The 26,348-nt window shown below is 68.6% G+C and carries 26 protein-coding genes; 10 read left to right on the top strand and 16 right to left on the bottom strand.

What is annotated here, in order from left to right; translation table 11 throughout:
- Positions 1–177 precede the first annotated feature (177 nt).
- The 4 genes from AC3WL8_RS13745 to AC3WL8_RS13730 all read left to right on the top strand — a co-directional run bounded on the left by AC3WL8_RS13745 (position 178) and on the right by AC3WL8_RS13730 (position 4,460).
- A complete protein-coding gene (locus AC3WL8_RS13745) occupies positions 178–1,701 on the top strand; it encodes a 3-hydroxyacyl-CoA dehydrogenase (protein ID WP_013956062.1) in 1,524 nt (507 codons plus the stop codon).
- A gap of 33 nt (positions 1,702–1,734) precedes the next feature.
- The gene (locus tag AC3WL8_RS13740; RefSeq protein WP_013956061.1) at positions 1,735–2,514 is read left to right on the top strand and encodes an oxepin-CoA hydrolase, alternative type; all 780 of its coding nucleotides are present in this window, start codon (positions 1,735–1,737) and stop codon (positions 2,512–2,514) included.
- Positions 2,515–2,597: 83 nt separating this feature from the next.
- A complete protein-coding gene (locus AC3WL8_RS13735; protein ID WP_013956060.1) occupies positions 2,598–3,323 on the top strand; it encodes a histidine phosphatase family protein in 726 nt (241 codons plus the stop codon).
- Between the two features lie 60 nt (positions 3,324–3,383).
- A complete protein-coding gene (locus AC3WL8_RS13730; RefSeq protein WP_010809084.1) occupies positions 3,384–4,460 on the top strand; it encodes a phosphotransferase in 1,077 nt (358 codons plus the stop codon).
- 67 nt (positions 4,461–4,527) lie between these two features.
- On the opposite strand, the gene ggt is transcribed toward AC3WL8_RS13730, so the two are convergent.
- Positions 4,528–6,408 carry a gamma-glutamyltransferase gene (gene ggt, locus AC3WL8_RS13725; RefSeq protein WP_013956059.1) on the bottom strand — a complete coding sequence of 627 codons (1,881 nt, stop codon included), beginning with the start codon at positions 6,406–6,408 and terminating at the stop codon, positions 4,528–4,530.
- 207 nt (positions 6,409–6,615) lie between these two features.
- Between ggt and AC3WL8_RS13720 the strand changes: the two genes are divergently transcribed.
- The 3 genes from AC3WL8_RS13720 to AC3WL8_RS13710 all read left to right on the top strand — a co-directional run bounded on the left by AC3WL8_RS13720 (position 6,616) and on the right by AC3WL8_RS13710 (position 10,248).
- Complete coding sequence (locus AC3WL8_RS13720) at positions 6,616–8,316, top strand: vWA domain-containing protein (protein ID WP_153955106.1); 1,701 nt, start codon at positions 6,616–6,618, stop codon at positions 8,314–8,316.
- Between the two features lie 79 nt (positions 8,317–8,395).
- Positions 8,396–9,034 (top strand): sigma-70 family RNA polymerase sigma factor, encoded by a 639-nt coding sequence (locus AC3WL8_RS13715; protein ID WP_013956057.1) that lies wholly within the window; start codon positions 8,396–8,398, stop codon positions 9,032–9,034.
- A complete protein-coding gene (locus AC3WL8_RS13710) occupies positions 9,031–10,248 on the top strand; it encodes a hypothetical protein (RefSeq protein WP_211980869.1) in 1,218 nt (405 codons plus the stop codon). The genes AC3WL8_RS13715 and AC3WL8_RS13710 overlap by 4 nt, the downstream gene beginning before the upstream one ends.
- 27 nt (positions 10,249–10,275) lie before the next feature.
- Here the strand turns inward: AC3WL8_RS13710 and AC3WL8_RS13705 are convergent, their stop codons facing one another.
- Both AC3WL8_RS13705 and AC3WL8_RS13700 read right to left on the bottom strand, forming a co-directional pair.
- On the bottom strand, positions 10,276–11,451 hold the full coding sequence (locus AC3WL8_RS13705; RefSeq protein ID WP_153955105.1) for a CAP domain-containing protein: 1,176 nt from the start codon (positions 11,449–11,451) through the stop codon (positions 10,276–10,278).
- A gap of 264 nt (positions 11,452–11,715) precedes the next feature.
- Entirely contained in the window at positions 11,716–12,654 is a 939-nt protein-coding gene (locus AC3WL8_RS13700) for a LysR family transcriptional regulator (RefSeq protein ID WP_013956053.1), read from the bottom strand.
- A gap of 189 nt (positions 12,655–12,843) precedes the next feature.
- Here AC3WL8_RS13700 and AC3WL8_RS13695 point away from each other — a divergent pair, with 189 nt between their 5' ends.
- Positions 12,844–14,106 (top strand): acyl-CoA dehydrogenase family protein, encoded by a 1,263-nt coding sequence (locus AC3WL8_RS13695; protein WP_013956051.1) that lies wholly within the window; start codon positions 12,844–12,846, stop codon positions 14,104–14,106.
- A gap of 157 nt (positions 14,107–14,263) precedes the next feature.
- A complete protein-coding gene (locus AC3WL8_RS13690) occupies positions 14,264–14,956 on the top strand; it encodes a glutathione binding-like protein (protein ID WP_013956050.1) in 693 nt (230 codons plus the stop codon).
- Positions 14,957–15,006: 50 nt separating this feature from the next.
- On the opposite strand, the gene AC3WL8_RS13685 is transcribed toward AC3WL8_RS13690, so the two are convergent.
- Complete coding sequence (locus tag AC3WL8_RS13685) at positions 15,007–15,552, bottom strand: hypothetical protein (RefSeq protein ID WP_492378353.1); 546 nt, start codon at positions 15,550–15,552, stop codon at positions 15,007–15,009.
- A 106-nt stretch (positions 15,553–15,658) separates the two neighbouring features.
- On the opposite strand from AC3WL8_RS13685, the gene AC3WL8_RS13680 reads away from it, so the two are divergent.
- Positions 15,659–15,931: a hypothetical protein gene (locus AC3WL8_RS13680; RefSeq protein ID WP_249221255.1), complete on the top strand. Its 273-nt coding sequence runs from the start codon at positions 15,659–15,661 to the stop codon at positions 15,929–15,931.
- Here AC3WL8_RS13680 and ureG read toward each other — a convergent pair.
- From ureG to urtB, 12 genes are all read right to left on the bottom strand, one after another.
- A complete protein-coding gene (gene ureG / locus AC3WL8_RS13675; RefSeq protein WP_013956047.1) occupies positions 15,928–16,557 on the bottom strand; it encodes an urease accessory protein UreG in 630 nt (209 codons plus the stop codon). The genes AC3WL8_RS13680 and ureG overlap by 4 nt on opposite strands.
- 14 nt (positions 16,558–16,571) lie before the next feature.
- Complete coding sequence (locus AC3WL8_RS13670) at positions 16,572–17,264, bottom strand: urease accessory protein UreF (RefSeq protein ID WP_013956046.1); 693 nt, start codon at positions 17,262–17,264, stop codon at positions 16,572–16,574.
- A 9-nt stretch (positions 17,265–17,273) separates the two neighbouring features.
- Positions 17,274–17,897: an urease accessory protein UreE gene (gene ureE, locus AC3WL8_RS13665; protein ID WP_153955104.1), complete on the bottom strand. Its 624-nt coding sequence runs from the start codon at positions 17,895–17,897 to the stop codon at positions 17,274–17,276.
- Positions 17,898–17,926: 29 nt separating this feature from the next.
- Complete coding sequence (ureC, locus tag AC3WL8_RS13660; protein ID WP_269148705.1) at positions 17,927–19,645, bottom strand: urease subunit alpha; 1,719 nt, start codon at positions 19,643–19,645, stop codon at positions 17,927–17,929.
- Complete coding sequence (locus tag AC3WL8_RS13655; RefSeq protein WP_018313224.1) at positions 19,642–19,947, bottom strand: urease subunit beta; 306 nt, start codon at positions 19,945–19,947, stop codon at positions 19,642–19,644. The genes ureC and AC3WL8_RS13655 overlap by 4 nt, the downstream gene beginning before the upstream one ends.
- 11 nt (positions 19,948–19,958) lie before the next feature.
- Positions 19,959–20,570 (bottom strand): HupE/UreJ family protein, encoded by a 612-nt coding sequence (locus tag AC3WL8_RS13650; RefSeq protein WP_153955102.1) that lies wholly within the window; start codon positions 20,568–20,570, stop codon positions 19,959–19,961.
- Positions 20,571–20,624: 54 nt separating this feature from the next.
- A complete protein-coding gene (locus tag AC3WL8_RS13645; protein ID WP_013956041.1) occupies positions 20,625–20,927 on the bottom strand; it encodes an urease subunit gamma in 303 nt (100 codons plus the stop codon).
- A 43-nt stretch (positions 20,928–20,970) separates the two neighbouring features.
- On the bottom strand, positions 20,971–21,840 hold the full coding sequence (locus AC3WL8_RS13640) for an urease accessory protein UreD (RefSeq protein ID WP_013956040.1): 870 nt from the start codon (positions 21,838–21,840) through the stop codon (positions 20,971–20,973).
- Positions 21,841–21,963: 123 nt separating this feature from the next.
- On the bottom strand, positions 21,964–22,656 hold the full coding sequence (gene urtE, locus AC3WL8_RS13635; protein WP_013956039.1) for an urea ABC transporter ATP-binding subunit UrtE: 693 nt from the start codon (positions 22,654–22,656) through the stop codon (positions 21,964–21,966).
- 2 nt (positions 22,657–22,658) lie between these two features.
- On the bottom strand, positions 22,659–23,507 hold the full coding sequence (gene urtD / locus AC3WL8_RS13630) for an urea ABC transporter ATP-binding protein UrtD (RefSeq protein WP_010809104.1): 849 nt from the start codon (positions 23,505–23,507) through the stop codon (positions 22,659–22,661).
- Positions 23,504–24,709, bottom strand: a complete 1,206-nt coding sequence (gene urtC / locus AC3WL8_RS13625; protein WP_211982128.1) for an urea ABC transporter permease subunit UrtC — start codon at positions 24,707–24,709, stop codon at positions 23,504–23,506. Before urtC ends, urtD begins: the two co-directional genes overlap by 4 nt.
- On the bottom strand, positions 24,709–26,331 hold the full coding sequence (urtB, locus tag AC3WL8_RS13620; protein ID WP_228772524.1) for an urea ABC transporter permease subunit UrtB: 1,623 nt from the start codon (positions 26,329–26,331) through the stop codon (positions 24,709–24,711). Before urtB ends, urtC begins: the two co-directional genes overlap by 1 nt.
- Between the last annotated feature and the right edge of the window lie 17 nt (positions 26,332–26,348).

Raw genomic sequence — 26,348 nt, 5'->3', positions numbered from 1 at the left:
CGTTATTGGAATGATCCCCGCATCGCCCGGTGCGGATGTCGGGTGATTGTGGACCATCCGGGGTCTGCAGTGTACCGGCTGGCCGATCAGCGCACGCCGCCTGCCCCGCTGGACTGTCGCGGAAGGTGCAAAAAACGTACGATCGTGCTAATTTAACCACAACTTCTGGGACGAATGATGAGCACTTTCACCATCGATACGCTGGGTATCGTCGGCACCGGCGCCATGGGCCGGGGCATCGCGCAGATCGCCGCGCAGGCGGGCCTGACCGTCAACCTGTACGACACCAACCCGCAAGCGGTGGCCGCCGCGCGCCAGTACCTGCAGGACACGCTGGCGAAGCTCGCCGACAAGGGCAAGATCAGCGCTGCCGACGCCGAGGCCACGCTGGCCCGCGTCAAGCCCTGCGGCACGCTGGAAGACCTGGCCGGCTGCGACATGGTGCTGGAAGCCATCGTCGAGAAACTGGAAGTCAAGCGCGACCTGATCGCCAAGCTCGAAGCGGTCCTGCGTGAAGACGCCGTCATTGCCTCCAACACGTCGTCGCTGTCGATCACTGCCATCGCAGTCGGCGCCAGGCACCCGGGCCGTATCGCCGGCTACCACTTCTTCAACCCGGTGCCGCTGATGAAGGTGGTCGAGGTCATCGACGGCCTGTCGGGCAACCCCGCGGTGGGCGACGCGCTGATGGCATTGTCGCGCCGCATGGGCCATACGCCGGTGCGCTGCAAGGACATGCCGGGCTTTATCGTCAACCATGCCGGCCGCGGCATGAATATCGAAGGCCTGAAGGTCGCGCAGGAAGGCGTGGCCGGGTTTTCCGACATCGACAACATCATGCGCGAGCAGGCCGGCTTCCGCATGGGGCCGTTTGAGCTGATGGACCTGACCGGGCTGGACGTGTCGCACCCGGTGATGGAATCGATCTACAACCAGTTCTACCAGGAACCGCGCTACCGCCCCTCGCCGATCACCGCGATCCGCGCGGTCGGCGGGCTGATCGGCCGCAAGGCGGGTGCTGGTTTCTATTCGTACGCCGATGGCCAGAAGAAAGTGCCGGCCGCTGCCGCGGTGCCGGGCGCGCGCCCGTCGAGCGTGTGGGTCAGCCACGCCAGCGAGCGCGGCCACGCCATGGTGAGCAAGCTGCTGGGCGCGCTGGGCGTGACCCCGGAAGGCGGCAACAAGCCGTCGGCCGATGCGCTGATCATCGTCACCCCGCTCGGCCTGGACGCCACCACCAGCGCGCTGCAACAGGGCCTGGACCCGGCCCGCACCGTCGCCATCGACACGCTGCTGCCGTTCGAGGCCACCAAGCGCCGCACGCTGATGACCACGCCGGCCACCAGCGCCGCCGCCCGTGATGCCGCGCACGGCCTGTTTGGCAGCGACGGCGTGCCGGTCACGGTGATCCGCGACTCGGCCGGCTTCGTCGCGCAGCGCGTGCTCTGCTGCATCATCAATATCGCCAGCGATATCGCGCAGCAACGCATCGCCACGCCGTCGGACATCGACCTCGCCGTCAACCTGGGCCTGGGCTATCCCAAGGGCCCGCTGGCGCTGGGCGATGCGGTCGGCCCGCAACTGGTGCTGGAGACGCTGCGCAACATGGAAGCGCTCACCGGCGACATGCGCTACCGCCCGAGCCCGTGGCTGTGGCGCCGTGCCGGCCTGGGCCTGTCGCTGCTGGCCGAAGAGCAGTAAGCCCGCCACCGCCCCACCGACCGAGCCACGCCCATGCCCGCACAGTTGCTTTCCCACCGCGTCGATTCGACGCTGGTGCTGACCATCTCGAACCCCGAGGCACGCAATGCGCTGCACCCGGACATCTACGCGGCCTCGCAGCAGGCGCTGGATCAGGCTGCGGCCGATGACTCGGTGCGCGCAGTCATCATCACCGGCGCCGACGGCATTTTCTGCGCCGGCGGCAACCTGAACCGGCTGCTCGGCAACCGCAGCCAGCCGCAGGAGGTGCAGGCCGCCAGCATCGCCCTGCTGAACGGCTGGGTCGAGTCGCTGCACGCCTTTCCCAAGCCGATCATCGCGGCGGTGGAAGGCGCGGCCGCGGGCGCGGGCTTCTCGGTGGTGCTGGCGTGCGACTTTGTAGTGGCGGCCAGCAATGCCAAGTTCGTGATGGCCTATGTTTCCGTGGGGCTCACGCCCGACGGCGGCGGTTCGTACGAGATCGCACGCGCGCTGCCGCGCCCGCTGGCCAGCGAACTGATGATGGAAGGCAAGCCGGTGGACGCGGCGCGGCTGGCGCAGTTCGGGCTGGTCAACCGCGTCACCGAGCCGGGCCAGGCCCTGGACGAGGCCCTGCGCCTGGCCGCCGGCCTTGCCCGCCAGTCGCCGCACGCCGTGGGCCGCATCAAGGATCTGATCAACCACGCGGCCACCGCATCGCGCGCCGAACACCTGCTGGCCGAGCGCGACAGCTTCGTCGCCGCGCTGCATCACCCCGACGGCGGCGAAGGCATCAGCGCCTTCCTGGAAAAGCGCAAGCCGCAGTACCGCTGAAGCCGGGCGCCGGACGCCTGGCTTTACCCGAACGGCCAGCCCGCGGCAGACGGGCATGCCGGCACAATGCAAGGAGACAACGCATGGAATTGCCGCCGTCCTCGCGTCGCCGCATCTACCTGATGCGGCATGGTGCCGTTTCATATTTTGACGAGGCCGGGCGCCCTGCCCTGCCCGAGATGGTGCCCCTGAACGAGACCGGCCGCATGCAGGCCACCGCCGCCGGGCGCGCCTTTGCCGCCGAACAGATTCGCTTCGACCGCGTCATCGTCAGCGGCCTGCCGCGCACCGTCGAGACGGCTGAGCGCGTGCTGGCCGAACTGCCCGGGATGGACGACGTGGTGCCGGAAGTCTGGCCCGCGCTGCAGGAAATCCGTGGCGGCGACCTGTCCACCATCGCCGACCACGACCTGCGCGACGCCTTCGTCGGCGCCTTCGAGGGCGAAGTCCCCGAAGACAAGCGCTTCCTCAACGGCGAGACCATCGGCCAGTTCCTCGACCGCGTGCTGCCCGCGCTGGAGCGCCTGCGCGCCGATCCCGACTGGGACACCGCGCTGATGGTGCTGCATGGCGGCACCAACCGCGCCATCCTGTCGCAGGCCATCACCTGCGGACGGCGCGTGTTCTTCGGCTCGCTGCTGCAGACCGCGGGCTGCATCAATGTGCTCGACATGGGCGACGATCCGCTCGACTGGGTGGTGCGCATGACCAACTACTCGCCGCCCACGCCCGTTCACAGCGGCACGCGCCACACCACCATGGAAGTGCTGCTGCACCAGTATTTGCGCGGACGCCAGCCGCAGGGCTGAGTGCGCCGCGGACTTGATCGAATCCCAACCGATACCGAACAGAAAACCAACGGAGACAGCATGACGAGCAACGTATCGCACTTCGAGGGCACGCGCCCGGTGGCGGACCAGCAGCGCTTCGACACCGACGCGCTGGAAGCCTGGATGCGCCAGCACGTGGAGGGCTTTGCCGGCCCGCTGACCGTGGAGCAGTTCAAGGGCGGCCAGTCCAACCCGACCTTCAAGCTGGTCACGCCGGGCCAGACCTACGTGATGCGCGCCAAGCCCGGCCCCAAGAGCAAGCTGCTGCCTTCGGCGCACGCGATCGAGCGCGAGTACCGCGTGATGGCCGCGCTGGCCGGCAGCGACGTGCCGGTGGCGCGCATGTACGCGCTGTGCGAGGACGAGTCCGTGATCGGCCGCGCCTTCTACATCATGGAGTTCGTCGCCGGCCGCGTGCTGTGGGACCAGTCGCTGCCGGGCATGAGCACCGCCGAACGCAGCGCCATCTACGACGAGATGAACCGCGTCATCGCCGCGCTGCACACGGTCGACTACAACGCCATCGGCCTGGGCGACTACGGCAAGCCCGGCAACTACTTCCAGCGCCAGATCGAGCGCTGGACCAAGCAGTACAAGCTGTCCGAGACCGAATCGATCCCGTCAATGGACGCGCTGATGGACTGGCTGCCGCAGCATATCCCGCAGGAAGACGCCGACCTGACCTCGATCGTGCATGGCGACTACCGGCTGGACAACCTGATGTTCCACCCGACCGAGCCGCGCGTGCTGGCGGTGCTGGACTGGGAACTGTCCACGCTGGGCCACCCGATGGCGGACTTCAGCTATCACTGCATGAGCTGGCATATCGCCCCGGGCCAGTTCCGCGGCATTGCAGGCGTGGACTTCGCCGCACTGGGCATCCCCGACGAAGCCAGCTACCGCCGCCTGTACGAGCAGCGCACCGGCCGCCCGATCACCGGCGACTGGAACTTCTACCTGGCCTTCAGCATGTTCCGCATCGCCGGCATCCTGCAGGGGATCATGAAGCGCGTGGTGGACGGTACCGCGTCGTCGGCGCAGGCGCTGGACGCGGGCAAGCGCGCGCGGCCGATGGCGGAGATGGGGTGGCAGTACGCGCAGAAGGCGAAGGGCTGACGCAGCAACGGCTGCGGCAAGAAAACGGGCGCCGAGGCGCCCGTTTTTCATCCGCGTCGCGCGGCGCTCAATCCCCCAGCGCCACCCCTTCCCGCCGCGGGTCCGCACCACCCGCCCACACCGCCTTGCCGTCAGGCCCCTGCTTGCGCATGATGGCCTGCGTGCCGCTGGTCATCTCGATCTCGGCCACCTGGTGGCCGCGCTGCTGCAGTGCCTGCACCAGGCCCGGCGACACCAGCCCCTTCTCCACCTCGGTCGGGCCGTTGCGGCTGCCGAAGTTGCCCATGCCGATGGCGGCCTGCACGTCCATGTTCCAGTCCAGCATGCCGACCAGGGTCTTGGACACGTACTCGATGATCTGCGAGCCGCCCGGCGAACCGACCGTGGCGACCAGCTGGCCGCTCTCGCGGTCGAACACCAGCGTCGGCGCCATCGACGAGCGCGGGCGCTTGCCCGGCTCCACGCGGTTGGCCACCGGCTTGCCGTTCTCGCTCGGCACGAAGGAGAAGTCGGTCAGCTGGTTGTTCAGCATGAAACCGCGCACCATCAGATGCGAGCCGAAGTACGACTCGATCGTGGTGGTCATCGAAATCGCCCCGCCGCGGTCATCGACCGCAACGATCTGCGAGGTGGAAACGCGCGGCGGCGAACGGTCGGGCGCGTAAGCCATCGCCGTGCCCGGCGGCACCCCTGGCTGGGCCTTGCCCATGCTCTTGTCGCCGATCAGCTCCGCGCGCGTGGCAAGGTAGGACGGGCTGACCAGGCCGGTCACGTTGACCGGCACGAAGTCGGTATCGGCCACGTACAGGCCACGGTCGGCATAGGCCAGGCGGTCAGCTTCGGAGATCGCGTGGACCGCGTCGGGATTGGCCTCCATCACCGCCGGCGTGTTCACGCCCTGTGGCTTGAGCGCGGCCAGCGCGTACTTGGGATTCTTGGTTTCGAGCGCCTGCAGCGTGCCCAGGATCTGCGCGATGGCGATGCCGCCCGACGACGGCGGCGGCATGCCGCAGATCTTCCAGCGCTTGTAGTCGGTGCAGACCGGCACGCGCTGCTTGGCCCGGTAGCTGCCCAGGTCAGCCAGCGACAGCGAGCCGGCATTGCTGCCATCGTTCACCTTGGCGACGATATCGCGCGCGATCGGTCCGCTGTAGAGCACGCCGGCACCGCGCCGGGCGACATCGCGCAGGGTCTGCGCCAGCTTCGGGTTCTTCAGCACCGTGCCGGCCGGCTTGGGCTTGCCCTGTGCATCCAGGAAGTACGCGGCCATCTCCGGCGAATTGGCCAGGAACTTGTCGGCCGCCACTTGCGTGTACAGCCGCTCCGAGATCGGGAAGCCCTTCTCCGCCAGGTCGATGGCGGGCTGGAACAGCTTGGCCCAGGGCAGGCGGCCGTGCTTCCGGTGCGCCATTTCCAGCGCGCGCATCACGCCGGGCGTGCCGACGGAGCGTCCGCCAATCTGGGCCTCGCTGAACTCCATGGGCTTGCCGTCGGAACGCAGGAACAGGTTTTCGGTGGCGCCGGCAGGGGCGGTCTCGCGGCCGTCGAAGGCCTGAACGTTCTTGCCATCCCAGTACATGATGAAGGCGCCGCCGCCGATGCCGGTGGCCTGCGGCTCGACCAGCGTCAGCACGGCCTGCATCGCGATGGCGGCATCGATGGCCGAGCCGCCCTGGCGCAGGATGGCGCGCCCGGCCTCGCTCGCGAGCGGGTTGGCCGCGGCCGCCATATGGCGCTGCGCGTAGGCCGTGGACATGCCGGGGCGATAGCCGGACGACACTTCCGGTGCCGGCGGCATGGCGGCCGGTGGCGTGGTCGCGGTCGGGGCGGCAGGCGCGGCCGGCGTGGCGGTCCCTCCGCCCTGGGTACCACAAGCACCGAGCAGCGCCGTCAGGGCAAGGGCCAGCGCGCCGCGCCACGCCATCGAAGAGAGGTCAGGGTGAGCCATGCGATATCTCCTGGGGGAAGGATCAAACGATTGTAGTGGCGATCGGCGCATTCTGGGGCAAGAAAGTCTGACTGCCGCCACATGCGGGGGCCACATGAAGGCGCAGCAAAAAATTCTCCCGGTTTAACCCCGATCGCTAATCTGCGCCGTTTCATCGACAGGCCGTCATGACCGGGAACCCGCCCCGCGGCCGCTCAGGAGAAAAACATGCAACTTCGCGCACCGGCCGTCATTTCCAGTCTTGCTGCCGCACTGGCGCTGTCGGCCTGCGGCGGGCATTCGCCGTCGCTTCCCCAGGAAGTGGCACAGCCTGTGCCGCCACCCGCAGCGCCGGCGCCCACGCACGACCAGGCCGCCAAGGCTGGCCAGGCAACGCCCGCCATGGAATTGCATGCCGTCGCCCCGCGCGCCGCGCTGGCCATGCCCTACCACCTGCCGCCGCCTGCGCCGGCCGAGCGCGAACGCTACGGCGTCATCGAGGAAAACGGCGTCAGGCTGGTGGCGCAGGCGCCGGTATCCACCTTCAGCATCGATGTCGATACCGGTAGCTACAGCAATATGCGCCGCATGCTCAATGCCGGGCGCGTGCCGCCGGCCGATGCGGTGCGCGTGGAAGAGCTGCTGAACTACTTCCCCTATGACTATGCCCAGCCCGCCGACGGTCGCCCGTTCGCCGTGCATGCCGCGCTGGCGCCCGCGCCCTGGCACCCGGCCAATGTGCTGCTGCGCATCGGCATCAAGGGCAAGGACATGGCCAGCGGCGCGCTGCCGCCTGCCAACCTGGTATTCCTGGTGGATGTATCGGGTTCGATGAACTCGCCGGACAAGCTGCCGCTGCTGAAGTCTTCGCTGAAGCTGCTGGTGAACAAGCTGCGCCCGCAGGACCGCATCACGCTGGTCACCTATGCCAGCGGCACGCGCGTGGCGCTGCCGCCCACGCCGGGCAGCGACAAGACCGCCATCAGCGCCGCCGTCGACCAGCTCGTGGCCGGGGGCAGCACCGCCGGCGCCAGTGGCATCGCGCTGGCCTACCAGGCCGCGCAACAGAGCTTTATCGCCGGCGGCATCAACCGCGTGCTGCTGGCCACCGACGGCGACTTCAACGTGGGCGTGACCGACTTCCGGCAGCTCAAGAGCATGGTGGAAGAGAAGCGCAAGTCCGGCGTGTCGCTGTCCACGCTCGGCTTCGGCACCGGCAACTACAACGAGCAGCTGATGGAGCAGCTGGCCGATGCCGGCGACGGCGCCTATTCGTATATCGACAACCTGATGGAAGGCAACAAGGTGCTGGTCAGCGAGATCAGCTCGACGCTGGCCACCATCGCGCGCGACGTGAAGATCCAGGTGGAATTCAATCCGGCAACGGTGAAGGAGTATCGCCTGATCGGCTACGAGAACCGCATGCTGGCGCGCGAGGACTTCAACAACGACAAGGTCGATGCCGGCGATATCGGCGCGGGCCACACCGTGACGGCGCTGTATGAGCTGACGCTGGCCGGCCAGCCCGGGCTGGTCGATCCGCTGCGCTACCAGCTGGCCGCACCCGTGCCGGGGCGCGACGGCGAACTGGCGCACATCAAGCTGCGCTACAAGCTGCCCGCCGCCAGCACCAGCCAGTTGATGGACATCACCGTCGCGCGGCAGGCCATCCGCCCGCTGGCGCAAGGCGATGACGACTTCCGCTTTGCCGCGGCGGTGGCCGGTTTCGGCCAGGTGCTGCGCGGCGGCAAGTTCACCGGCGACTGGCGCTACGCAGATGCCCGCGCGCTGGCCCAGGGCGCCCGCGGCACCGACCGCTTTGGCTATCGGGGCGAGTTCCTCAAGCTGGTGGACCTGGCACAGAGCCTGGGCACGGCCAGTCCGACCGGCGCCAGCAGCGGCGGGCCGGCCGAGCATGCGGCACGCTGACACCAGCCCGGGCCGCGAGCCGGCGCAAGGCGGCGCGGCAGACTGTCGCGCCGCCTTGCGCTCTCCTATACTCGGGCGCATGCAGGCACCCGACCCCGTCCCTTCCGCCGCGCCCACAGCCGCCACGCCCGGCGCAGCGCTGTCGGCGCTGCCCGACCATGACCTGATGCTGCTGGTGGCGGGCGGCATCATCGAGCAGCCCGTCACCGAGCTGTTCCGCCGCCATAACGCCGGCCTCTACAACTACGTGGCCTGGCTGTGCCAGGGCAACCGCGGCGAAGCGGAAGACATCGCGCAGAAGACCTGGGTCAAGCTGATGACCCGCTGCGGCGACTACCAGCCGGACGCGGCGTTCCGCACCTTCCTGTTCCAGATCGCGCGCAATACCTGGCTCGACCAGGTGCGCAGCGCCGATGCGCGCCAGCGCGAAGCCCTGGACGACCAGCCAGCGGAGATGCCGGCCGACGACCTGTCGCCGGAAGCGGAGCTGCAGTTGCGCCAGCACGCGCACCACGTGCATCGCGCGCTGCTGCAGTTGCCCGTCGCCCAGCGCGAGGTGGTGGTGCTGCGCTTCTTCAGCGACATGAGCGTCGAAGAGATTGCGCAGATGCTCGGCGAGAAGTTCGAGACGGTGAAGAGCCGGCTGCGCTATGCGTTTGCGCGCCTGCGCGCAGACCTGGCCGGCAGCGTGCCGGGCTCGCAGGAGACGCCGTCGTGAACGCGGCCGACCGATTTATCGACGGCAAGGACCGGCTTTCGGCACTGCTGCGGGAGCTGCCCGCTTACGCGTCGTCCGCTGCGCTGGCGGAGTCGGTGCACGCGGCCGCACGTGCGGCACAACAGGAAGCGGATCGCCTGCGGGCCGGCGCGGCGGCCTTGCCCTTCGCCGCGCCGCCAACGCTTGCCACGGCGGTGTTGGAAGAAGCCGCGCGCCTGCAGGCGGCGCAGGCTGCGCGACGCGATGCGCTGCTTGCGCGCGTGGCGTCAGGCGAGCCCGCAGCGGAGATTCTGGGTGCCCCGGTCGGTGCCGCTGCCAGCGCATGGCTGCAGGCACAGGCGGCGGAGGCGGCAACACCAGCACGGGCAACACGGACCACAGCGCAGTCCATGGCAGCGCGCGCCGCGCGCGCGCGGCGCTGGTGGCGCTCGCTGGGGCTCGTGGCCAGCGTCGCGGCGGTGGCCGGGCTGACCACCAGCATCGTACTGCGGCAGATCGATGACGGCGCACTGCTGCCGGCATCGGCGCCTGAACAGGTGTCCGCCCCGGCCGCGGCACCCGCCGCAGAGATGGCAGCAGCGCCCGCACCACAAGCTGCGGCGGAGTCTGGGACCGCCGCGCCGGCAAACCCGCCGCCAGCCCCGAAAGCTGCCCCGGCCGCGCGGCGGGAAGAGCGGCCTGCCCCGGCGCACGCCGGGCAGCTCAGCCGCGCGCCGGCAACGGCCCGGGGCACGGCGCCACGCGAGGCCGCCACGCAAGCACCGCCGCAGGCGACCGAAAGCTTATCCGCCCAGGCGCCGGCTGTGGCCGCCGCACCGGCCGCTCCCGCGTATCCGGCCATGGCAGAGGCAGTCCCGCAGCCGGCAATGCCGGCACCCGCGGCACCGCCGGCGGCCGCGCCGCAGGCAGACTTCGCCCGCAAGGCGGCGCCGCCGATGGCGGCCGCACGCGCCCCCGCCGCGCACACCGCATCCAGCATGGTCGTGTCCATCCAGGACGACCCCGCCGCCACGGCTGCGCGCATGCCGGCGGCGGCATCGGTCACGCTGCTGGCGGCCGAACCGGACAGTGAGGCAATCAGGGAATGGGCAGGACGGCTCTGGCAGTCGATGCCGGCGGCACAACGCCCGCCGGTGCCATTTGCCGTGCAGGCCGACCGCACGCTGGCCCCGGGCCAGGTGCGCATCGAACTGCGCCACGGCGCGCCGCAATGAGCGCGCCGGTGCGTTGGCGAGTGCTGGTCAGCGCGTGGTGAACGACCAGCTCAGGTCCACGGGCTGCGAACCCAGCCGGCCGGTGACCCGCACGCTGTAGCGCTGCTGGCTGGCCAGCGGCGCCACCGGCGTGCAGATCGCCAGGCCGCGTGCCGCGCTGGAGAGGCCCGACGAACGGCTGTCAACCTTGAGGCAGCTGACATTGTTGCCTTGCGCGTCGGTGATGACGAAGTTGTCGGCATCGAACTGCAGCGAGGTGTTGATGGCCTGCAGCGATACCGGATAGCCCACGGTCTTGCCCTCGTAGCCCGGCGCGGGATTGGGGCTTTCCGAGTTGACCCAGCTGGCCGGCACGTCGGCCTGACCGTTGTACGGGTAGGCCACCATCTGGTTGTCGCTGCCGCCCTTCGATGCATCGGCCAGGTCGATGGTCTGGTAGTAGCTGGCCGAGGTGCCGCTGCCGTCCGGGCCCACGCGCTCGGCAAAGCCGCTGCCGGCCGAGCCGTAGCTGCCCAGCAGCGCGGCGCGGTGGAACGGCGCGTTGACCAGGTCCGACACCAGCGCGTCCTTGGGCGACATCGACAGCTGCGCATTGGCAACCGAAGTCCAGCGGTTGGCACCGGCCACGACTTCCGCGGTGGCATTGGTCGGATAGGCGGCCTGGATGCGCTCGTTGGGCGTGGCGCCGGTATAGCCCGGCTTGCCGCTGGTCTCGTCGTGCGTCAGCGTGGCGTTGGCCAGCATGTAGGCAGTGTGGTTCTGCGCCACGGTATTGAGCGGATCGCGTGCCGCCAGCGGCGGCAGGCCCACCTGCTCGCGCCGATAGTTGGCGTAGCACAGGCCGGCGGTGCGCGGCTCTTCCAGCACGCGGTAATTGCTGACCGCACTGCCGCGCGCCGGCAGCAGCGAGACGCCGCCGCCCGCCGCGGGTGCCGGCGCCGTGCCGCTGACGGTATAGCAGGCACCTGCGGTGGATGGCGTGGTCGAGCCCGAGCCGGACGGCGCGCTGGCCTGCCCGTTCGCTTGCGATGCGTTCGACGAAGTACCGCCGCCGCCCCCATCGCCCCCATCGCCACCACCGCCGCCACATGCGGACAGTGCCAGCGCCGCAGCGGCGCAAAAGGTGGTCAGGGCGAGCGTGGTGCGCCGCGCGCGTCGCGGAGGCATGGGTTGGTGATCAGCAAGCAAGCGTTTCCCGGTCATCGTTCTGAATCGTCGTGGTCATCGGAGGAAGGAACCTGCCCCGGGGGATCCGCAGGCGCGGACAGCCGGCGCGGCAACCATCGCCAGCACCGTGTGGACACGGGCTCGCGGCGGCGGCGCCGGGGGCAGAAAGACCGGACGATGGTATGGGCGCGGACCGGGAGGGTCTAGCCCATGAACAATTCCTTACGTGTGACCCGCGCGCGCCGCACCGGGGCGCCGCGCGGGGTGCTTGCGGTGCCAGCCATGCGGGCGCGGGCGCACTTAGCTGGCGGCAGCCACGTCGGCCATGCCGGTGCCGAGCGCGGCCATCACGGCCATCAGCTGCTCGCGCAGCCAGCGGTTGGCACCGTCGTTTTCGCCGCCCGCATGCCAGTACAGGTGCAGTTCCAGCGACGGCACCTTGAACGGCAGCGACAGCAGGCGGTTGGCATAGGGCTCATTGGCGATGCGCGCATAGCGCAGCGGCAGCGTGGCCAGCAGGTCGGTGCAGCTGACCACGCGGCACGCGGCCGCATAGTGCTGGCAACGCAGGCGCACGCGCCGCGTCAGGCCCATGCGGTGCAGGGCCTGGTCTTCCAGCCCGGCGCCGCGGCGGCGCGACGACACGTGCACATGCTCGGCCGCCAGGTAGCGCTCAAGCGTCAGTTCCTTCTTCACCAGCGGATGGTCGCGCCGCGCCAGCACCACCATCGGATCGGCCATGAACGGCGCGTGGTGGATGGCGGGCGAGACCGGCAGCAAGATGTCCAGCGCGGCGTCCAGCGTGCCGGCCAGCAACTCGGACTCCATCTCGCGGCGGTCGAAGCGGATCGCGGCGATCTCCACCTGCGGCGCCATTGCCGTGACACGCGCCATCAGCGGCGGCAGCAGCGTGGATTCCAGCGCGTCGCGCATGCCGATGGTGAAACGCCGCACGGTATTGGTGGGATCGAAGTGCGGCGTATCCTGCAGCGTGCGCGCGAACGATTGCAGCGCGCTGCGCACCTCGGCGGCGAGCGAGCGCGCCAGCGGCGTGGGCGCCATGCCCTGCCCGCGCCGCTCGAACAGCGGGTCGTCGAACAGCGTGCGCATCCGGCCCAGCGCATGGCTGACCGCGGGCTGCGTCAGGTTGAGCTGGCGCGCGGCCGCGGTGATGCTGCCTTCGCTGTAGATGGCGTCGAACACCACGAAGAGATTCAGGTCGATGCGGGAGAGCTGCATGCCGAAGATTCTGGCACGGAATGCAGGGAATTGATACTGGCAAATCCAGAAAATTCATTTTTCTTATTACCGGCTTTCAGATAGAGTGCATTCCATCGGCCCATGCCGCACTGATGCCGGGGCCTGCCGAGGCCAACGAGGCGCCGCCACCCACCCCGGCGTCCACTGATTCCGTAGCGAGGAGACCACATGGATTTCGAATACAGCCCGAAGGTCAAGGAAATGCAGGCCAAGCTGCTGGCCTTCTTCGACCAGCACATCTACCCGAACGAAAAGCGTTTCGCGGAGGAAATCGACGCCAATCGCCGCGCGGGCAACGCCTGGGTACCGACCAAGGTGATCGAGGAACTGAAGCCGCTGGCGCGTGCAGCCGGGCTGTGGAACCTGTTCCTGCCGCGCTCGCCGCGTGCGCCGCAAGGCCTGTCGAACCTGGAGTACGCCACGCTGTGCGAAATCATGGGCCGGGTGCCCTGGTCGGCCGAGGTCTTCAACTGCGCGGCCCCCGACACCGGCAACATGGAGACGCTGGAGCGCTATGCCTCCGAGGAACTGAAGGACAAGTGGCTCGAGCCGCTGCTGGCCGGCGAGATCCGCTCGGCCTTCCTGATGACCGAGCCGGCCGTGGCCTCGTCGGACGCGACCAATATCGAATGCCGCATCGAGCGCGACGGTGACCACTACGTGATCAACGGCACCAAGTGGTGGTCGTCGGGCGCAGGCGACCCGCGCTGCAAGGTCTACATCGTGATGGGCAAGACCAATCCCGACGCCGGCCGCCATGAGCAGCAGTCGATGATCGTGGTGCCGGCCGATACCGCGGGCATCACCATCAAGCGCTTCCTGCCGGTGTTCGGCTACGACGACGCGCCGCACGGCCATATGGAGATCGAGCTGAAGAACGTGCGCGTGCCGGCTTCGAACATCCTGCTGGGCGAAGGCCGCGGCTTCGAGATCGCGCAGGGCCGCCTGGGCCCGGGCCGCATCCACCACTGCATGCGCAGCATCGGCGTGGCCGAGCGCGCGCTGGAACTGATGTGCAAGCGCGCGCTGTCGCGCGTGGCCTTCGGCAAGCCGGTGTCCAGCCAGGGCGTGACGCAGGAACGCATCGCCGAAGCCCGCTGCGAGATCGAGATGGCGCGCCTGTTGACGCTCAAGGCAGCGTACATGATGGACACCGTGGGCAACAAGGTGGCCAAGGCCGAGATCGCCATGATCAAGGTGATCGCCCCGAACGTGGCGCTGAAGGTGATCGACTGGGCCATCCAGGTCCATGGCGCCGCCGGCGTCTCCAGCGACTTCCCGCTGGCCAACTGGTGGGCGCACCAGCGCACGCTGCGCCTGGCCGACGGCCCGGACGAGGTGCACCGCAACGCCATCGCCAAGCTGGAGCTGGCCAAGCACATGAATCTGAACCCGGACGACATCAGGATGCCGGTGGCACGCGGGTTCTGACCGCCTGGCAACGCCGCGGGGCTTCGGCCCTGCCGGCAGTATGGAAAACGCGCAGCCAGTCTGCGCGTTTTTTTCTTCTGTGCTTAAATCGCCCGGTTCGCCACGTCAGTGGTTGATGTGGCCATCCCCAACGATCGCAGCCAGGAGATCTTTTGCGATGATCGACGTCTACACCTGGGCCACGCCCAACGGCCACAAAGTCCACATCATGCTGGAAGAATGCGGCCTGGAGTACAAGGTCCATCCGATCAATATCGGCGCCGGCGACCAGTTCGGCGAGGACTTCCTGAAGATCAGCCCCAACAACAAGATCCCCGCCATCGTCGACCCCGACGGCCCGGACGGCAAGCCGATCTCGCTGTTCGAATCGGGCGCCATCCTGCTCTACCTGGCCGGCAAGACCGGCAAGTTCCTGCCCGAGGACGTGCGCGGCAAGTACGAGGCGCTGCAGTGGCTGATGTTCCAGATGGGCGGCGTGGGCCCGATGCTGGGCCAGGCGCACCACTTCCGCATGTACGCGCCCGAGAAGATCGAGTACGCGGTCAACCGCTACACCAACGAGGCCAGGCGCCTGTACGGAGTGATCGACACGCAGTTGTCAAAGCACGCCTACCTGGCCGGCGAGCAGTACACCATCGCCGACATCGCCACCTTCCCGTGGCTGCGCAGCTGGCAGAACCAGGGCGTGGACCTGGACGACTACCCGCACCTGAAGCGCTGGTTCAACGAGATCGCAGAGCGCCCCGCGGTCAAGCGCGGCGTGGAGGTGCTGGCCAGCGCGCGCAAGGCGCTGCAGGACGACAAGGCACGCGAGGTGCTGTTCGGCGCCACGCAATACAAGCGGCACTGAGCCTGGTATTGCAGCAGCCGGGACCCTGGCCCCGGCTGCCTCGCCTGGCATCAGGCCGGCGCCAGCGCGTGGCACGCAACGGCATATCCGTCCGCGCGCCGGCCGCCGCGGGCCGCAACGCCAAGGTCCGCGTCATCGCCCGGTCCGAAGCAGCACAGCAGGCCGGTGCCCGGCAACAGCCGGCATGACTCGTGCGGGTCCGGCGCGTAGAGCGTGCCGGGCTGCAGGAAGGCCATGTCCCCGCCGGCCCGCACCAGCGCGCCATGCCAGTGCAGGCCGATGGCGCCGCGGTAGCACAGCGCCCAGCGCAGCCCGCGCGCCTGCAGCCGCTGCGCCCAGTCTTCGCCTGACTGGTCGAGCCGGATGAACTCCGGCCGCATGCCCTGCTCCGGCTGCGGGTCCTGTGCCCGCACCACCTCGGCTGGCAATACGTGCATGCCGGCCATCCCCTCTGCGCCATTGGCCTCGACCGCGGCAATGCCGCCCAGCGCGCAGTGCCATCCGCCCGCAGGCAGCGCCACCGGCCGCGAGGCATCGGCAGGCCCTTGCGGCACGGTGCGCACCAGGATGGTGTCGACCATTGCCTGCACCTGCATCGGCACGCCTGGCGCCGGCGCAAAATAGCTCGCCGCCGCCCAGCAGCAGGCAGCCGCGCCCGGGCGACCACAGCCGCAGGCCCCCGCGCAGGCAGCCCCACCATTCATGGCGGTCCGCGGCAAATTCAGCCTGGGTCTCGCCTGCGCAGAGAAAGAAGACGCCAGCCAGCTGCAGGTGGAACAATCGCGCGCGCCCTTCGGCAACCGCCAGCGCGCGGCGATCGAGGCCACCGTGCGCCATATGGCGGAGCTGACCGAGCCCGAGCTGAACCTGATGGCCGCGGTGGCACGGGCGCTGGCGGGCAAGGGCAGCTTCCGCCCGTCGCTGACTCACACCCCCAGCGCCGCATCCGATGCCAAGGGCGACAACAAAGACTAGACGCCCAGCATGCCCTGCCGTTCGATAAAGCGGATCACCTCGTCCAGGCCCTGCCCGGACTTGACGCTGCCCATCACGAACGGCCGGGCGCCGCGCATCTTGCGTGCATCGCTCTCCATCACTTCCAGCGATGCCCCGACGTATGGCGCCAGGTCCGTCTTGTTGATCACCAGCAAGTCGGACTTGGTGATGCCCGGCCCACCCTTTCTCGGAATCTTCTCACCGCCGGCTACGTCGATGACGTAGATCGTCAAATCAGAAAGTTCTGGACTGAAGGTGGCGGCGAGGTTGTCGCCGCCGGACTCGATGAAGACCACGTCAGCATCCGGGAAGCGCGCCAGCATGCGGTCCACCGCCTCCAGGTTGATCGAGGCGTCTTCGCGGATCGCGGTGTGCGGACAGCCGCCCGTTTCCACGCCCATGATGCGTTCCGCCGGCAGCGCGCCGGAGATCGTCAGGAGGCGCTGGTCTTCCTTGGTGTAGATGTCGTTGGTGATGGCGACCAGGTCATAGCGGTCGCGCATCGCCTTGCACAGCATCTCCAGCAGCGTGGTCTTGCCGGAGCCAACCGGGCCGCCGACGCCGACGCGCAGCGGAGGGTTCTTCTTGGTACGGGCCTGGGTCATGGTGCGGTATGAGTTCAGGATCGGAACAGCCGGGAGTACTGCGTTTCGTGGCGCGCGGAAAGCAGGCCCAGCATCGGGGAAAAGGTGGAGAGTTGCGGCGGCGTGGCTTCGGCGCGGCGCGCGGCTTCATCGACCGTGTCGAGCACCGCGCCGTGCAGGCGCCGCAGCATGTGCTGCCCCGCCACCTGGCCCAGCGGCACCGCCTTGATCGCCGCGGCGACCTGGTTCTCGGCCCAGTTAAAGCAGTAGGCGGCGAGGCCATCGCGCGCCTCGACCTGAAGCGCCACGCATGCCGCAGTGAACGCCGTCGGCAGGCAGACCGGTGACAGCGCCGCCAGCGTCTCGCGTAGCACCGGCGCGCCCCACTCCATCTGCGCAATCAGCCTGGACAGCGACCAGCCCATCTGCTCGGTCTCAAGCCGCAACTCGGAAGTCTCGCGCGTGGCGCGGAACCAGTCGTTCCACGTCCGTACTTGCCCAGCGTCGCCGGCCAGCCAGTGACGATGCAGCAGCAGCCACAGTGGCGCTTCGCATTGCGCCTGCACATGCAGCAGGTTGTCGCGAATCCAGCGTTCGGCGCTCGGCGCATCGTGCACGCTGCCACAATCGATCGCAGCTTCCAGTCCTTGTGAATAGCTGAAGCCGCCGATCGGCAGGGATGGCGATGCCAGATGTAGCAGCGAGATCAGTTGGGGCAGGCCGGTCATGGCACGCAATCAATGCTTGTGTCCGCAATGCTCATCGTGGACATGGTGCGGATCACCGTGATCGTGGGAATGACCATGTCCGTGCGAAGGTCCATGCGAATGCCCGTGGTCGTGCCCATGATGCTCATGAAACACCGCCTGCGCCGCCGCATAGTCCTCCGCAAACGTCGCATCGTGCCCATGCTTGTGCCCGCCGCCATAGGCCCCCGCCTCCGGCTCGAACGGCAGCTCGGCACGCTCGGCGCGCACGCCCAGGCGCTGCAGCATGTCGGCAAGCACCGGGTCGTATTCCAGCCGCAGGTAGTCGCGCCCGATCTCCACCGGCGTATGGCGGTTGCCGAGGTGATAGGCCGCACGCATCAGCGCATGCGGGTCTTGCGCGCGCACTTCCAGCACTGCCTCGGTAGCGGCCTGCACTTCCACGAAGCTGCCGTCTTCAGTCACCAGCAGGTCGCCGCCGCGCAGCACGGTGCCGCGCGGCAGGAACAGCGCGGCTTCGTCGCCGTTGTCGAGCACCGCGCGCAGGCGGCTCTTGCTGCGTTCGGCGAAGGGCAGGATCAGCTTGGGCGCGCGGCGCACCAGCACGGGCGCGATGCCGTGCGGGGCGCTCAGGAGTTTGTCGATCTTCAGCATGGGCGATGCGGGGCGCGGGCGCCGGCCAGTCAGAACAGGAAATAGCGTTGCGCCATGGGCAGCTCGGTGGCGGGCTCGCAGGTCAGCAACTGGCCGTCGGCAACGACCTGGTAGGTCTCCGGATCGACCGTGACATGCGGCTGCCAGTCATTGTGCACCATGTCGCGCTTGCTTACCGTGCGCGTGCCGCGCACCGCCGACAGCGTCTTGGCCAGCCCGTAGCGCTCGCCGATGCCGGCCGCCAGCGCCGCCTGCGACACAAAGGTCAACGACGAACGGTGCAGCGCCCCGCCGGCCGAAGCAAACATCGGCCGGTAGTGCACCGGCTGCGGTGTCGGGATCGACGCATTGGGATCGCCCATCGCGGCCGCGGCAATCATGCCGCCCTTCAGGATCAGGCTGGGCTTGACGCCGAAGAACGCCGGACGCCACAACACCAGGTCGGCCCACTTGCCGACTTCAACCGAGCCCACTTCATGGGCGATGCCGTGCGTCAGCGCCGGGTTGATGGTGTACTTGGCGACATAGCGCTTGACGCGGAAATTGTCGTGCCCGCCGCGCGCATCGTTGGGATCGCCCGGCAGCTTGCCGCGCTGCAGCGCCATCTTGTGCGCGGTCTGCCACGTGCGGATGATGACCTCGCCGACGCGCCCCATGGCCTGCGAGTCGCTGGAGATCATCGAGAACGCGCCCAGGTCGTGCAGGATGTCTTCGGCGGCGATGGTTTCGCGGCGGATGCGGCTTTCGGCAAAGGCAATGTCCTCGGCAATCGACGGGTCCAGGTGGTGGCACACCATCAGCATGTCGAGGTGCTCGTCCAGCGTATTGACCGTGTACGGGCGCGTCGGGTTGGTCGACGACGGCAGCACGTTGGCCTCGCCGCACACCTTGATGATGTCGGGCGCATGGCCGCCGCCCGCGCCTTCGGTGTGGTACGTATGGATGGTGCGGCCCTTGAACGCGGCGATGGTGGCCTCGACAAAGCCGGCTTCGTTGAGCGTGTCGGTATGGATCGCCACCTGGGTGTCGGTCGCGTCCGCCACCGACAGGCAGGTGTCGATCGCCGCCGGCGTGGTGCCCCAGTCCTCGTGCAGTTTCAGGCCGATGGCGCCGGCTTCCACTTGCTCCAGGAGCGGCCCCTGCTGGCTGGCGTTGCCCTTGCCCAGCAGGCCGATATTCATTGGATAGGCATCGGCCGCCTGCAGCATGCGCTCCATATACCACGGCCCCGGCGTCACGGTGGTGGCGAAGGTGCCGGTGGCCGGCCCGGTGCCGCCGCCGATCATGGTGGTGACGCCGCTCATCAGCGCCTCTTCGATCTGCTGCGGGCAGATAAAGTGGATATGGCTGTCGATGCCGCCGGCGGTGACGATCATGCCCTCGCCCGCGATCACCTCGGTGCCCGGTCCGACCACGATGGTCACGCCCGGCTGGATATCCGGATTGCCGGCCTTGCCGATCGCCGCGATGCGCCCGCCCTTCAGGCCGATATCGGCCTTGACAATACCCCAGTGGTCAACGATCAGCGCATTGGTGATGACGGTGTCGACGCAGTCCTTCGCCATGCGCTGGCTCTGCCCCATGCCGTCGCGGATCACCTTGCCGCCGCCGAACTTCACTTCCTCGCCATAGATGGTGAAGTCTTTCTCGACCTCGATGATAAGCCCGGTATCGGCCAGCCGCAGGCGGTCGCCGGTGGTCGGGCCGAACATCTCGGCATAGGCCTGCCTGGAGATCTTTGCCATCACAGCGCTCCCATGATCTTGCCGTTGAAGCCGTAGACGATGCGGTCGCCGTCCAGTGCCACCAGTTCCACCGTGCGCGTCTGGCCGGGCTCGAAGCGCACCGCGGTGCCGGCGGCGATATTCAGCCGGAAGCCGCGTGCGGCTTCGCGGTCGAACGCGAGCGCGGTGTTGGTCTCGTAGAAATGGAAGTGCGAGCCGACCTGGATCGGCCGGTCGCCGGTATTGGCCACCGTCACGCTGACCGTGGCGCGGCCGGCATTCAGTTCGATCTCGCCGTCGGCGGGCATCAGTTCACCGGGGATCATGACCATTCTCCTCAGGCCACCAGCAGGCTGGCGCCGTACAGCGCCACGCCGGCACCGGCCGCGCGGGCCAGCCAGCCGGCATGGCGGCGCAACAGCGTGCCGGCGCCGATGCCCAGCAGGTGCAGCGCCATGGTGGCGGCGGCAAACCCGCCTACGTATGCGAGTACCGCAGGCAGCGCGCCAGCGGTGGCGGGCAGTTCGGCCCCGTGGGCATAGCCGTGGAACACGGCAAAGCCGCCGACCAGCAGCGTACCGGCCCACGCCGGCAACTTCGCGCGCAGCGCCAGCAGCAACCCGATCACCAGCAATGAGGCCGCGATCATCGGTTCGACTGCGGGCAGCGCCACACCGGACAGGCCGATTGCAGCCCCCACCAGCATCAGCGCCACGAAGGCCAGCGGCAGGCGCAGCGTATCGGCAGCCGAGCGGGCAATCAAGGCGCTCCACACGCCCACCGCCGCCATCGCCAGCAAATGGTCGGCGCCGGTGAAGGGGTGCGCCAGGCCGGCCCACAGGCTGGCACTGACGGTGGCGGCATCGTGGCCTGGATGTGCCAGGGCGGCGCCGGCGGCAACGGTCAGGGAAGTGCCCAGGGCAAGACGCAGGCAGGCGGTACGGTTCATGTCGGCTCTCGGGTTGGTCTTGTTATCGTGGTCAAAATCGGGGAACGGTCATGTTCAGACAATGGGATGGTGGACGGTCACCAGCTTGGTGCCGTCCGGAAAAGTGGCCTCCACCTGGATCTCGGGGATCATCTCGGCCACGCCATCCATCACGTCCTCGCGGCTCAGCACGGTGGTGCCCTCATGCATCAACTCGGCCACGGTGCGGCCATCGCGCGCGCCTTCCATGATGGCGGCGGTGATCAGCGCCACCGCTTCCGGGTAGTTCAGCTTCAGCCCGCGTGCCTTGCGCCGCTCGGCCAGCAGCGCGGCGGTGAAGATCAGCAGCTTGTCTTTCTCTCGCGGCGTCAGTTCCATCTCTTGTTCCTGGTTCTTGGGTTCGGTTGTCTCTGTTGGCCGCCTACGTGGCCCACAGCCGCAGCGGCCGCGCCGCGACACCGTGGATCGGCATGCGCAGCGCCTGCCAGCTGTCGACCATGACGTGGCGCACGGCTTCCATCTGCCGGCCCAGCACGCGCAGCAGCAGCATCGACTGGCCGTTGGCGGCCAGGCAGGTCACGCCGGCGCGCAGCTCCGGCCGATAGGGCAGCTGTTCGGCCAGCGCTTCGGCCAGTTCCTGCGTCGCGCCCTCGCCTACCGCCCACAGCGTGCCCAGCACATTGAGTCCGTCGAGCCCGGCCACCGCGGTGCGCAGTGGCGACGCGGCCTCAAGATGCGATTGTTCGATCCACAGCGCGCGTTCACCGGCGCCGATGCGGGTATCCAGCCACAGCGCGCCGCTGGCCCACTGCTCGCCAGATGCCTGCCGGCCCAGCACCACCGCATCCCAGCCGATCGCGCTGCCGCCGGGCGCGACGTCGAGCACGGTCGAAATCCGCGCACGGGCGTCGTCGAAGACGATGTTCTCCTGCGGCAGCCAGTCCAGCCGCGCGCCTGCGCCCACCGACAGGCGCACATGCTGCGCCGCCTCGCGGCCAAGCGACTTGTACCACTTGGTGGCGCCCGGCGTGGCCAGCACGGCGTGCGCGCCAGCCTCCACTGTCACGTCGATATCCAGGCTGTCGCCGCCTGCCACGCCCGCTGGCGGATGCAGGATCACCGCATGGCAGATGCCTCCTTCCGGGTACAGCGGCTTCTGCACCAGCAGCGGCCCCTGGTGGCGCCGCTCGGTCAGCGCGGTGCGTTCGCCGCGCTGCGCAAAGCGCAGCCGCAGGGTGGCCTGCCATGCGGCCGGCACGGCGAGGGCGGAAGGAAAATCGGGATGGCGCATGGCAAGGACAGCCGGCGGTGGGGACGCGCGCAAGGGCGGGAGTTGCAAGCAATCATAGCGCGCTGTCCGCCTTGGCGGAAGCAGCGTATGGCCCACAAATCCCGGCGCTGCCGCGCAGCCGCCCTACACGGCGATCAGCTCCCGCACGCCGTCCTGCTCCATGCTGGCGCCGGCACCCCGCGCCACCACTTCGCCGCGGCTCATCACCACGTAGTGGTCGGCAATATGCCGCGCGAACTCGTAGTACTGCTCGACCAGCAGCACTGTCATGCCGAACTCGTCAACCAGCAGGCGCAGCGCCCGGCCGATGTCCTGGATGATGGAAGGCTGGATGCCCTCGGTGGGCTCGTCCAGGATCAGCAGGCCCGGCTCGCTCATCAGCGCGCGCCCGATCGCCAGTTGCTGCTGCTGGCCGCCGGACAGGTCGCCGCCGCGGCGCAGCCGCATGGTGCGCAGCACCGGGAACAACTGGTAGATCCGGTCCGGCACGCCGGACGGCCGCGCCCGGCTGGCGGCGCCGATCAGCAGGTTTTCTTCCACCGTCAGCCGCGGGAAGATCTCCCGGCCCTGCGGCACATAGGCCAGCCCGGCAGACACGCGTTCATACGGCGCCTTCTTCTCCAGCGCCTGCCCTTCCCATTGGATGCTGCCGCTGCGCGTGGGCACCACGCCCATCAGGCACTTGAGCAGCGTGCTCTTGCCCACGCCATTGCGGCCCAGCAGCGTGGTCAGCTTGCCGGCGGGCACGTCGAAGCTGACATTGCGCAGGATATGGCTGCCGCCGTAGAACTGGTTCAGTGCATTGACCTGCAGCATGCTTATCTTCCCAGGTAGGATTCGATCACGCGCTCGTCGCGCTTGACGCTGTCGAGCGTGCCTTCGGCCAGCACGCTGCCCTCGGCCAGCACCGTGACCTGGCCGGCATCGCCTGCGAGCGCGGCGACGAACTCCATGTCGTGCTCGACCACCATCATCGAGCAGCTGCCGCGCAGGCCGTTGAGCAGCGCCGCCAGCTGCATGGTCTCTTCATCGGTCATGCCGGCCACCGGCTCGTCCAGCAACAGCAGCTGCGGCTGCTGCATCAGCAGCATGCCGATCTCCAGGCGCTGCTTCTGCCCGTGCGACAGCAGCCCGGCGGGCCGGTAGGCCTCGGCCTCCAGTCCGGTCAGCGCCAGCGTTTCCTCGATGCGGCGATGCCCCTCTGCCGTCAGCCGCGCGCGCAGCGACGACCACCAGCGCTTGTCGGCCTTCATCGCCAGTTCCAGGTTCTCCCACACCGCGTGCTGCTCGAATACCGTCGGCTTCTGGAACTTGCGGCCGATGCCCACCTGCGCGATGCGCGGCTCGGTCATCCGCATCAGGTCGATGGTCTGGCCCAGGAACACGCGCCCGCTGACATTGGCATTGCGCGGCCCGGTCTTGCCGGTGATGACATCCATCATCGTGGTCTTGCCGGCACCGTTGGGGCCGATCACGCAGCGCAGCTCGCCATGGTCGATCGACAAGGTCAGCTTGTTCAGCGCGCGGAAGCCGTCGAACTGCACCGTCAGGTCTTCCAGGTACAGGATCGGCCCGTGCGAGACATCGATGGTGCCAGGCTCGACGATGCGGCCCAGGCCGGTGGCATCGCCGCTTTCGGCCTGGCCGTGCTGGAGTGCGGCATTCATGCTTCACCTCCGGTGCGGCCTGCCACGGCAGGCGCGGAAACAGGGTCTGCAGCGGCTGGCGGTGCGGCCGCACGCCGCTCGCGCAGCCGGTTCCACAGCCCGGTCACGCCATCGGGCAGGTACAAGGTCACCAGCACGAACATCGCACCCAGCAGGAACAGCCAGTATTCGGCGAAGTGGGCGGTGAACAGGGTCTTGGCGCCATTGACCAGGAATGCGCCGATCACCGGCCCGATCAGCGTGCCGCGCCCGCCCACGGCAACCCACACCGCCATCTCGATCGAGTTGCCGGGCGACATCTCGCCAGGGTTGATGATGCCCACCTGCGGCACATACAGCGCACCCGCGATGCCGCACAGCACTGCCGAGAAAGTCCACACGAACAGCTTGTAGCCCAGCGGGTTGTAGCCGGAGAACATCACCCGCATCTCGGCATCGCGCACTGCGGTGACCACGCGCCCGAGCTTGGACGTGACGATGTAGCGGCAGGCGATGAAGCCCGCCAGCAGCGCCAGGAAGGTCAGCACGAACAGCGCCGTGCGCGTCTGCGGCGCCGCAATCGCAAAGCCGGCAATGCGCTTGAAGTCCGTGAAGCCGTTGTTGCCGCCGAAACCGGTCTCGTTGCGGAAGAACAGCAGCATCGCCGCATACGTCATCGCCTGCGTGATGATCGACAGGTACACGCCCTTGATGCGCGAGCGGAAGGCAAAGAAGCCGAACAGCCACGCCAGCACGCCCGGCACCAGCACCACCAGCAGCAGCGCGTAGCCCAGGTGCTCAGTGCCGTGCCAGAACCAGGGCAGCTCCTTCCAGTCGAGAAACACCATGAAGTCCGGCAGCTCGCTCTTGTACACGCCCTCGCGCCCGATCGCCCGCATCAGGTACATGCCCATGGCGTAGCCGCCCAGCGCGAAGAACAGCCCGTGGCCCAGGCTCAGGATGCCGCAGTAGCCCCACACCAGGTCCAGCGCGATCGCGGCCAGCGCAAAGCACATGATCTTGCCGACCAGCGTCAGCGCATAGGCCGACAGGTGCAGCGGATGGCCCTCCGGCAACACCAGCGCGCACACCGGCACGCCGATGCCGACGATCACCGCCAGCGCCGCCAGCGCCATCCAGCCGCGCCGCGAGAACAGCGCCTGGCGCTCAGGCACGGCAAGCCGGAACGGGGTAGCGGAAGAATTCGATTGGAATCGCTGCATCATGCCTCCGCGCTGCGCCCCTTGAGCGCGAAAAGTCCCTGCGGCCGCTTCTGGATAAACAGCACGATCAGCACCAGGACAAAGATCTTGGCCAGCACCGCGCCATAGAAGGGCTCGATGAACTTGTTGATGATGCCCAGCCCGAAAGCGCCGACGATGGTGCCCGCCAGCTGCCCCACCCCGCCCAGCACCACCACCATGAAGGAATCGATGATGTAGGCCTGACCCAGGTCGGGACCGACATTGCCGATCTGCGACAGCGCGCAGCCGCCCAGCCCGGCAATGCCGGCGCCAAAGGCAAAGGCGTAGCTGTCGACCTTCCAGGTGCGCACGCCGACGCAGGCCGCCATGGTGCGGTTCTGCGTGGTGGCGCGCACGAACAGCCCGAGCCGCGTGCGGTTCAGCACCGCCCACGCCACCGCCACCACCGCCAGCGCGAACAGGATGATGACGATGCGGTTGTAGGGAATCACCAGGCCCGGCATCCACTCGATGCCGCCGCTCATCCACGCCGGGTTGGCCACTTCCACGTTCTGCGCGCCGAACAGCGTGCGCACTGCCTGCATCAGCAGCAGGCTCACGCCGAAGGTGGCCAGCAGCGTTTCCAGCGGGCGGCCGTACAGGTGGCGCAGCACCAGCCGCTCCAGCACGAAGCCCACCACGGCTGCCGCCAGGAACGAGGCCGGCAGCGCCGCCGGCAGGTACCAGTCGAACGCACCCGGCGCGTAGGCGCGGAACAGCGACTGCACCACGTAGGTGGCATAGGCGCCGATCATCAGGAATTCACCGTGCGCCATGTTGATGACGCCGATCAGGCCATAGGTAATGGCCAGCCCCAGCGCGGCCAGCAGCAGCACACTGCCCAGGCTCAGCCCGGCGAACAGGTTGCCGATCAGCTCGGCGCGGCGCTGGTCGCTGCGCAGCGTGTCCAGCGCCTGCTGCGCGGCCAGGCGCACGTCGGCATCGGGCTCGCGGTAGTTGCCGGCACTGTCGCGCTCCACCAGCGGCGCCAGCTTCTGGCGGCTCTGCGGGTTGCTGTCGCTGCCGAGGATGCGGATGGCTTCAAGCCGCGCGTCATGCGCTGCCGGATCGGCCGGCTCGGCCAGCACCAGGTTGGCCCAGATCACGTCCAGGCTGGTGCGCAGGCCGGCATCGGCCTCGTTCTTGCGCGCGGCTTCGACCGCGGCGCGCGAGGCGCTTTCCGGCTGGGCGCGCAGCGTGGCGACCGCCTGCGCACGCACCGCGATGTCGGGTGACTGCAGCAGCAGGCTGCTGGCGGCGCTGTCGACCAGCGCACGCAGGCTGTTGTTCAGGGTCAGGGACTCCAGTTCGTCGGCTTTCACCGCGACCGGCTTGCCGGTAATGGCATCGACGGTCTTGTCGCCGTCCTGGCGCACCATGCCGACCGATGGTGCATATTGCAGCGCGTCGTCCTGCAAGGCTTTCAGGATCGGGCCGGCTTCCGCCGGGGGTGCCTTGGCTAGTGCGGCCAGCGCGGCGGTCTTGGCATCGAAATCGTCTTCGGCCAGCGGCTTCAGGTCGGCCTGCGTCAGCGCCGCGGCCCACGGCGCAGCCGCCAGCAGCAGCGCCGCCAGCAAGGCGCGCAGCCATGGCATGGCCATTGTCGGAAGTAGTTTGG

The organism is Cupriavidus sp. FW305-F7 (assembly GCF_058782875.1).
Note: the sequence above shows the minus strand (reverse complement) of the source record. Positions and strands in the feature narration are given on the sequence as shown.

Bases quoted from the DNA above. Each gene is read 5' to 3' on its own strand.
- AC3WL8_RS13735 (WP_013956060.1), top strand. From the start codon at position 2,598: ATGGAATTGCCGCCGTCCTCGCGTCGCCGCATCTACCTGATGCGGCAT.
- AC3WL8_RS13680 (WP_249221255.1), top strand. From the start codon at position 15,659: ATGGCGGTCCGCGGCAAATTCAGCCTGGGTCTCGCCTGCGCAGAGAAA.
- AC3WL8_RS13740 (WP_013956061.1), top strand. From the start codon at position 1,735: ATGCCCGCACAGTTGCTTTCCCACCGCGTCGATTCGACGCTGGTGCTG.
- AC3WL8_RS13720 (WP_153955106.1), top strand. From the start codon at position 6,616: ATGCAACTTCGCGCACCGGCCGTCATTTCCAGTCTTGCTGCCGCACTG.
- AC3WL8_RS13645 (WP_013956041.1), bottom strand. From the start codon at position 20,927: ATGGAACTGACGCCGCGAGAGAAAGACAAGCTGCTGATCTTCACCGCC.
- AC3WL8_RS13715 (WP_013956057.1), top strand. From the start codon at position 8,396: ATGCAGGCACCCGACCCCGTCCCTTCCGCCGCGCCCACAGCCGCCACG.
- urtB (WP_228772524.1), bottom strand. From the start codon at position 26,331: ATGGCCATGCCATGGCTGCGCGCCTTGCTGGCGGCGCTGCTGCTGGCG.
- AC3WL8_RS13685 (WP_492378353.1), bottom strand. From the start codon at position 15,552: ATGCAGGTGCAGGCAATGGTCGACACCATCCTGGTGCGCACCGTGCCG.
- AC3WL8_RS13730 (WP_010809084.1), top strand. From the start codon at position 3,384: ATGACGAGCAACGTATCGCACTTCGAGGGCACGCGCCCGGTGGCGGAC.
- AC3WL8_RS13655 (WP_018313224.1), bottom strand. From the start codon at position 19,947: ATGATCCCCGGTGAACTGATGCCCGCCGACGGCGAGATCGAACTGAAT.
- AC3WL8_RS13705 (WP_153955105.1), bottom strand. From the start codon at position 11,451: ATGACCGGGAAACGCTTGCTTGCTGATCACCAACCCATGCCTCCGCGA.
- ggt (WP_013956059.1), bottom strand. From the start codon at position 6,408: ATGGCTCACCCTGACCTCTCTTCGATGGCGTGGCGCGGCGCGCTGGCC.
- urtE (WP_013956039.1), bottom strand. From the start codon at position 22,656: ATGCTGCAGGTCAATGCACTGAACCAGTTCTACGGCGGCAGCCATATC.
- AC3WL8_RS13695 (WP_013956051.1), top strand. From the start codon at position 12,844: ATGGATTTCGAATACAGCCCGAAGGTCAAGGAAATGCAGGCCAAGCTG.
- ureE (WP_153955104.1), bottom strand. From the start codon at position 17,897: ATGCTGAAGATCGACAAACTCCTGAGCGCCCCGCACGGCATCGCGCCC.
- AC3WL8_RS13745 (WP_013956062.1), top strand. From the start codon at position 178: ATGAGCACTTTCACCATCGATACGCTGGGTATCGTCGGCACCGGCGCC.
- AC3WL8_RS13650 (WP_153955102.1), bottom strand. From the start codon at position 20,570: ATGAACCGTACCGCCTGCCTGCGTCTTGCCCTGGGCACTTCCCTGACC.
- urtD (WP_010809104.1), bottom strand. From the start codon at position 23,507: ATGAATGCCGCACTCCAGCACGGCCAGGCCGAAAGCGGCGATGCCACC.
- AC3WL8_RS13700 (WP_013956053.1), bottom strand. From the start codon at position 12,654: ATGCAGCTCTCCCGCATCGACCTGAATCTCTTCGTGGTGTTCGACGCC.
- ureG (WP_013956047.1), bottom strand. From the start codon at position 16,557: ATGACCCAGGCCCGTACCAAGAAGAACCCTCCGCTGCGCGTCGGCGTC.
- urtC (WP_211982128.1), bottom strand. From the start codon at position 24,709: ATGCAGCGATTCCAATCGAATTCTTCCGCTACCCCGTTCCGGCTTGCC.
- AC3WL8_RS13640 (WP_013956040.1), bottom strand. From the start codon at position 21,840: ATGCGCCATCCCGATTTTCCTTCCGCCCTCGCCGTGCCGGCCGCATGG.
- AC3WL8_RS13690 (WP_013956050.1), top strand. From the start codon at position 14,264: ATGATCGACGTCTACACCTGGGCCACGCCCAACGGCCACAAAGTCCAC.
- AC3WL8_RS13670 (WP_013956046.1), bottom strand. From the start codon at position 17,264: ATGACCGGCCTGCCCCAACTGATCTCGCTGCTACATCTGGCATCGCCA.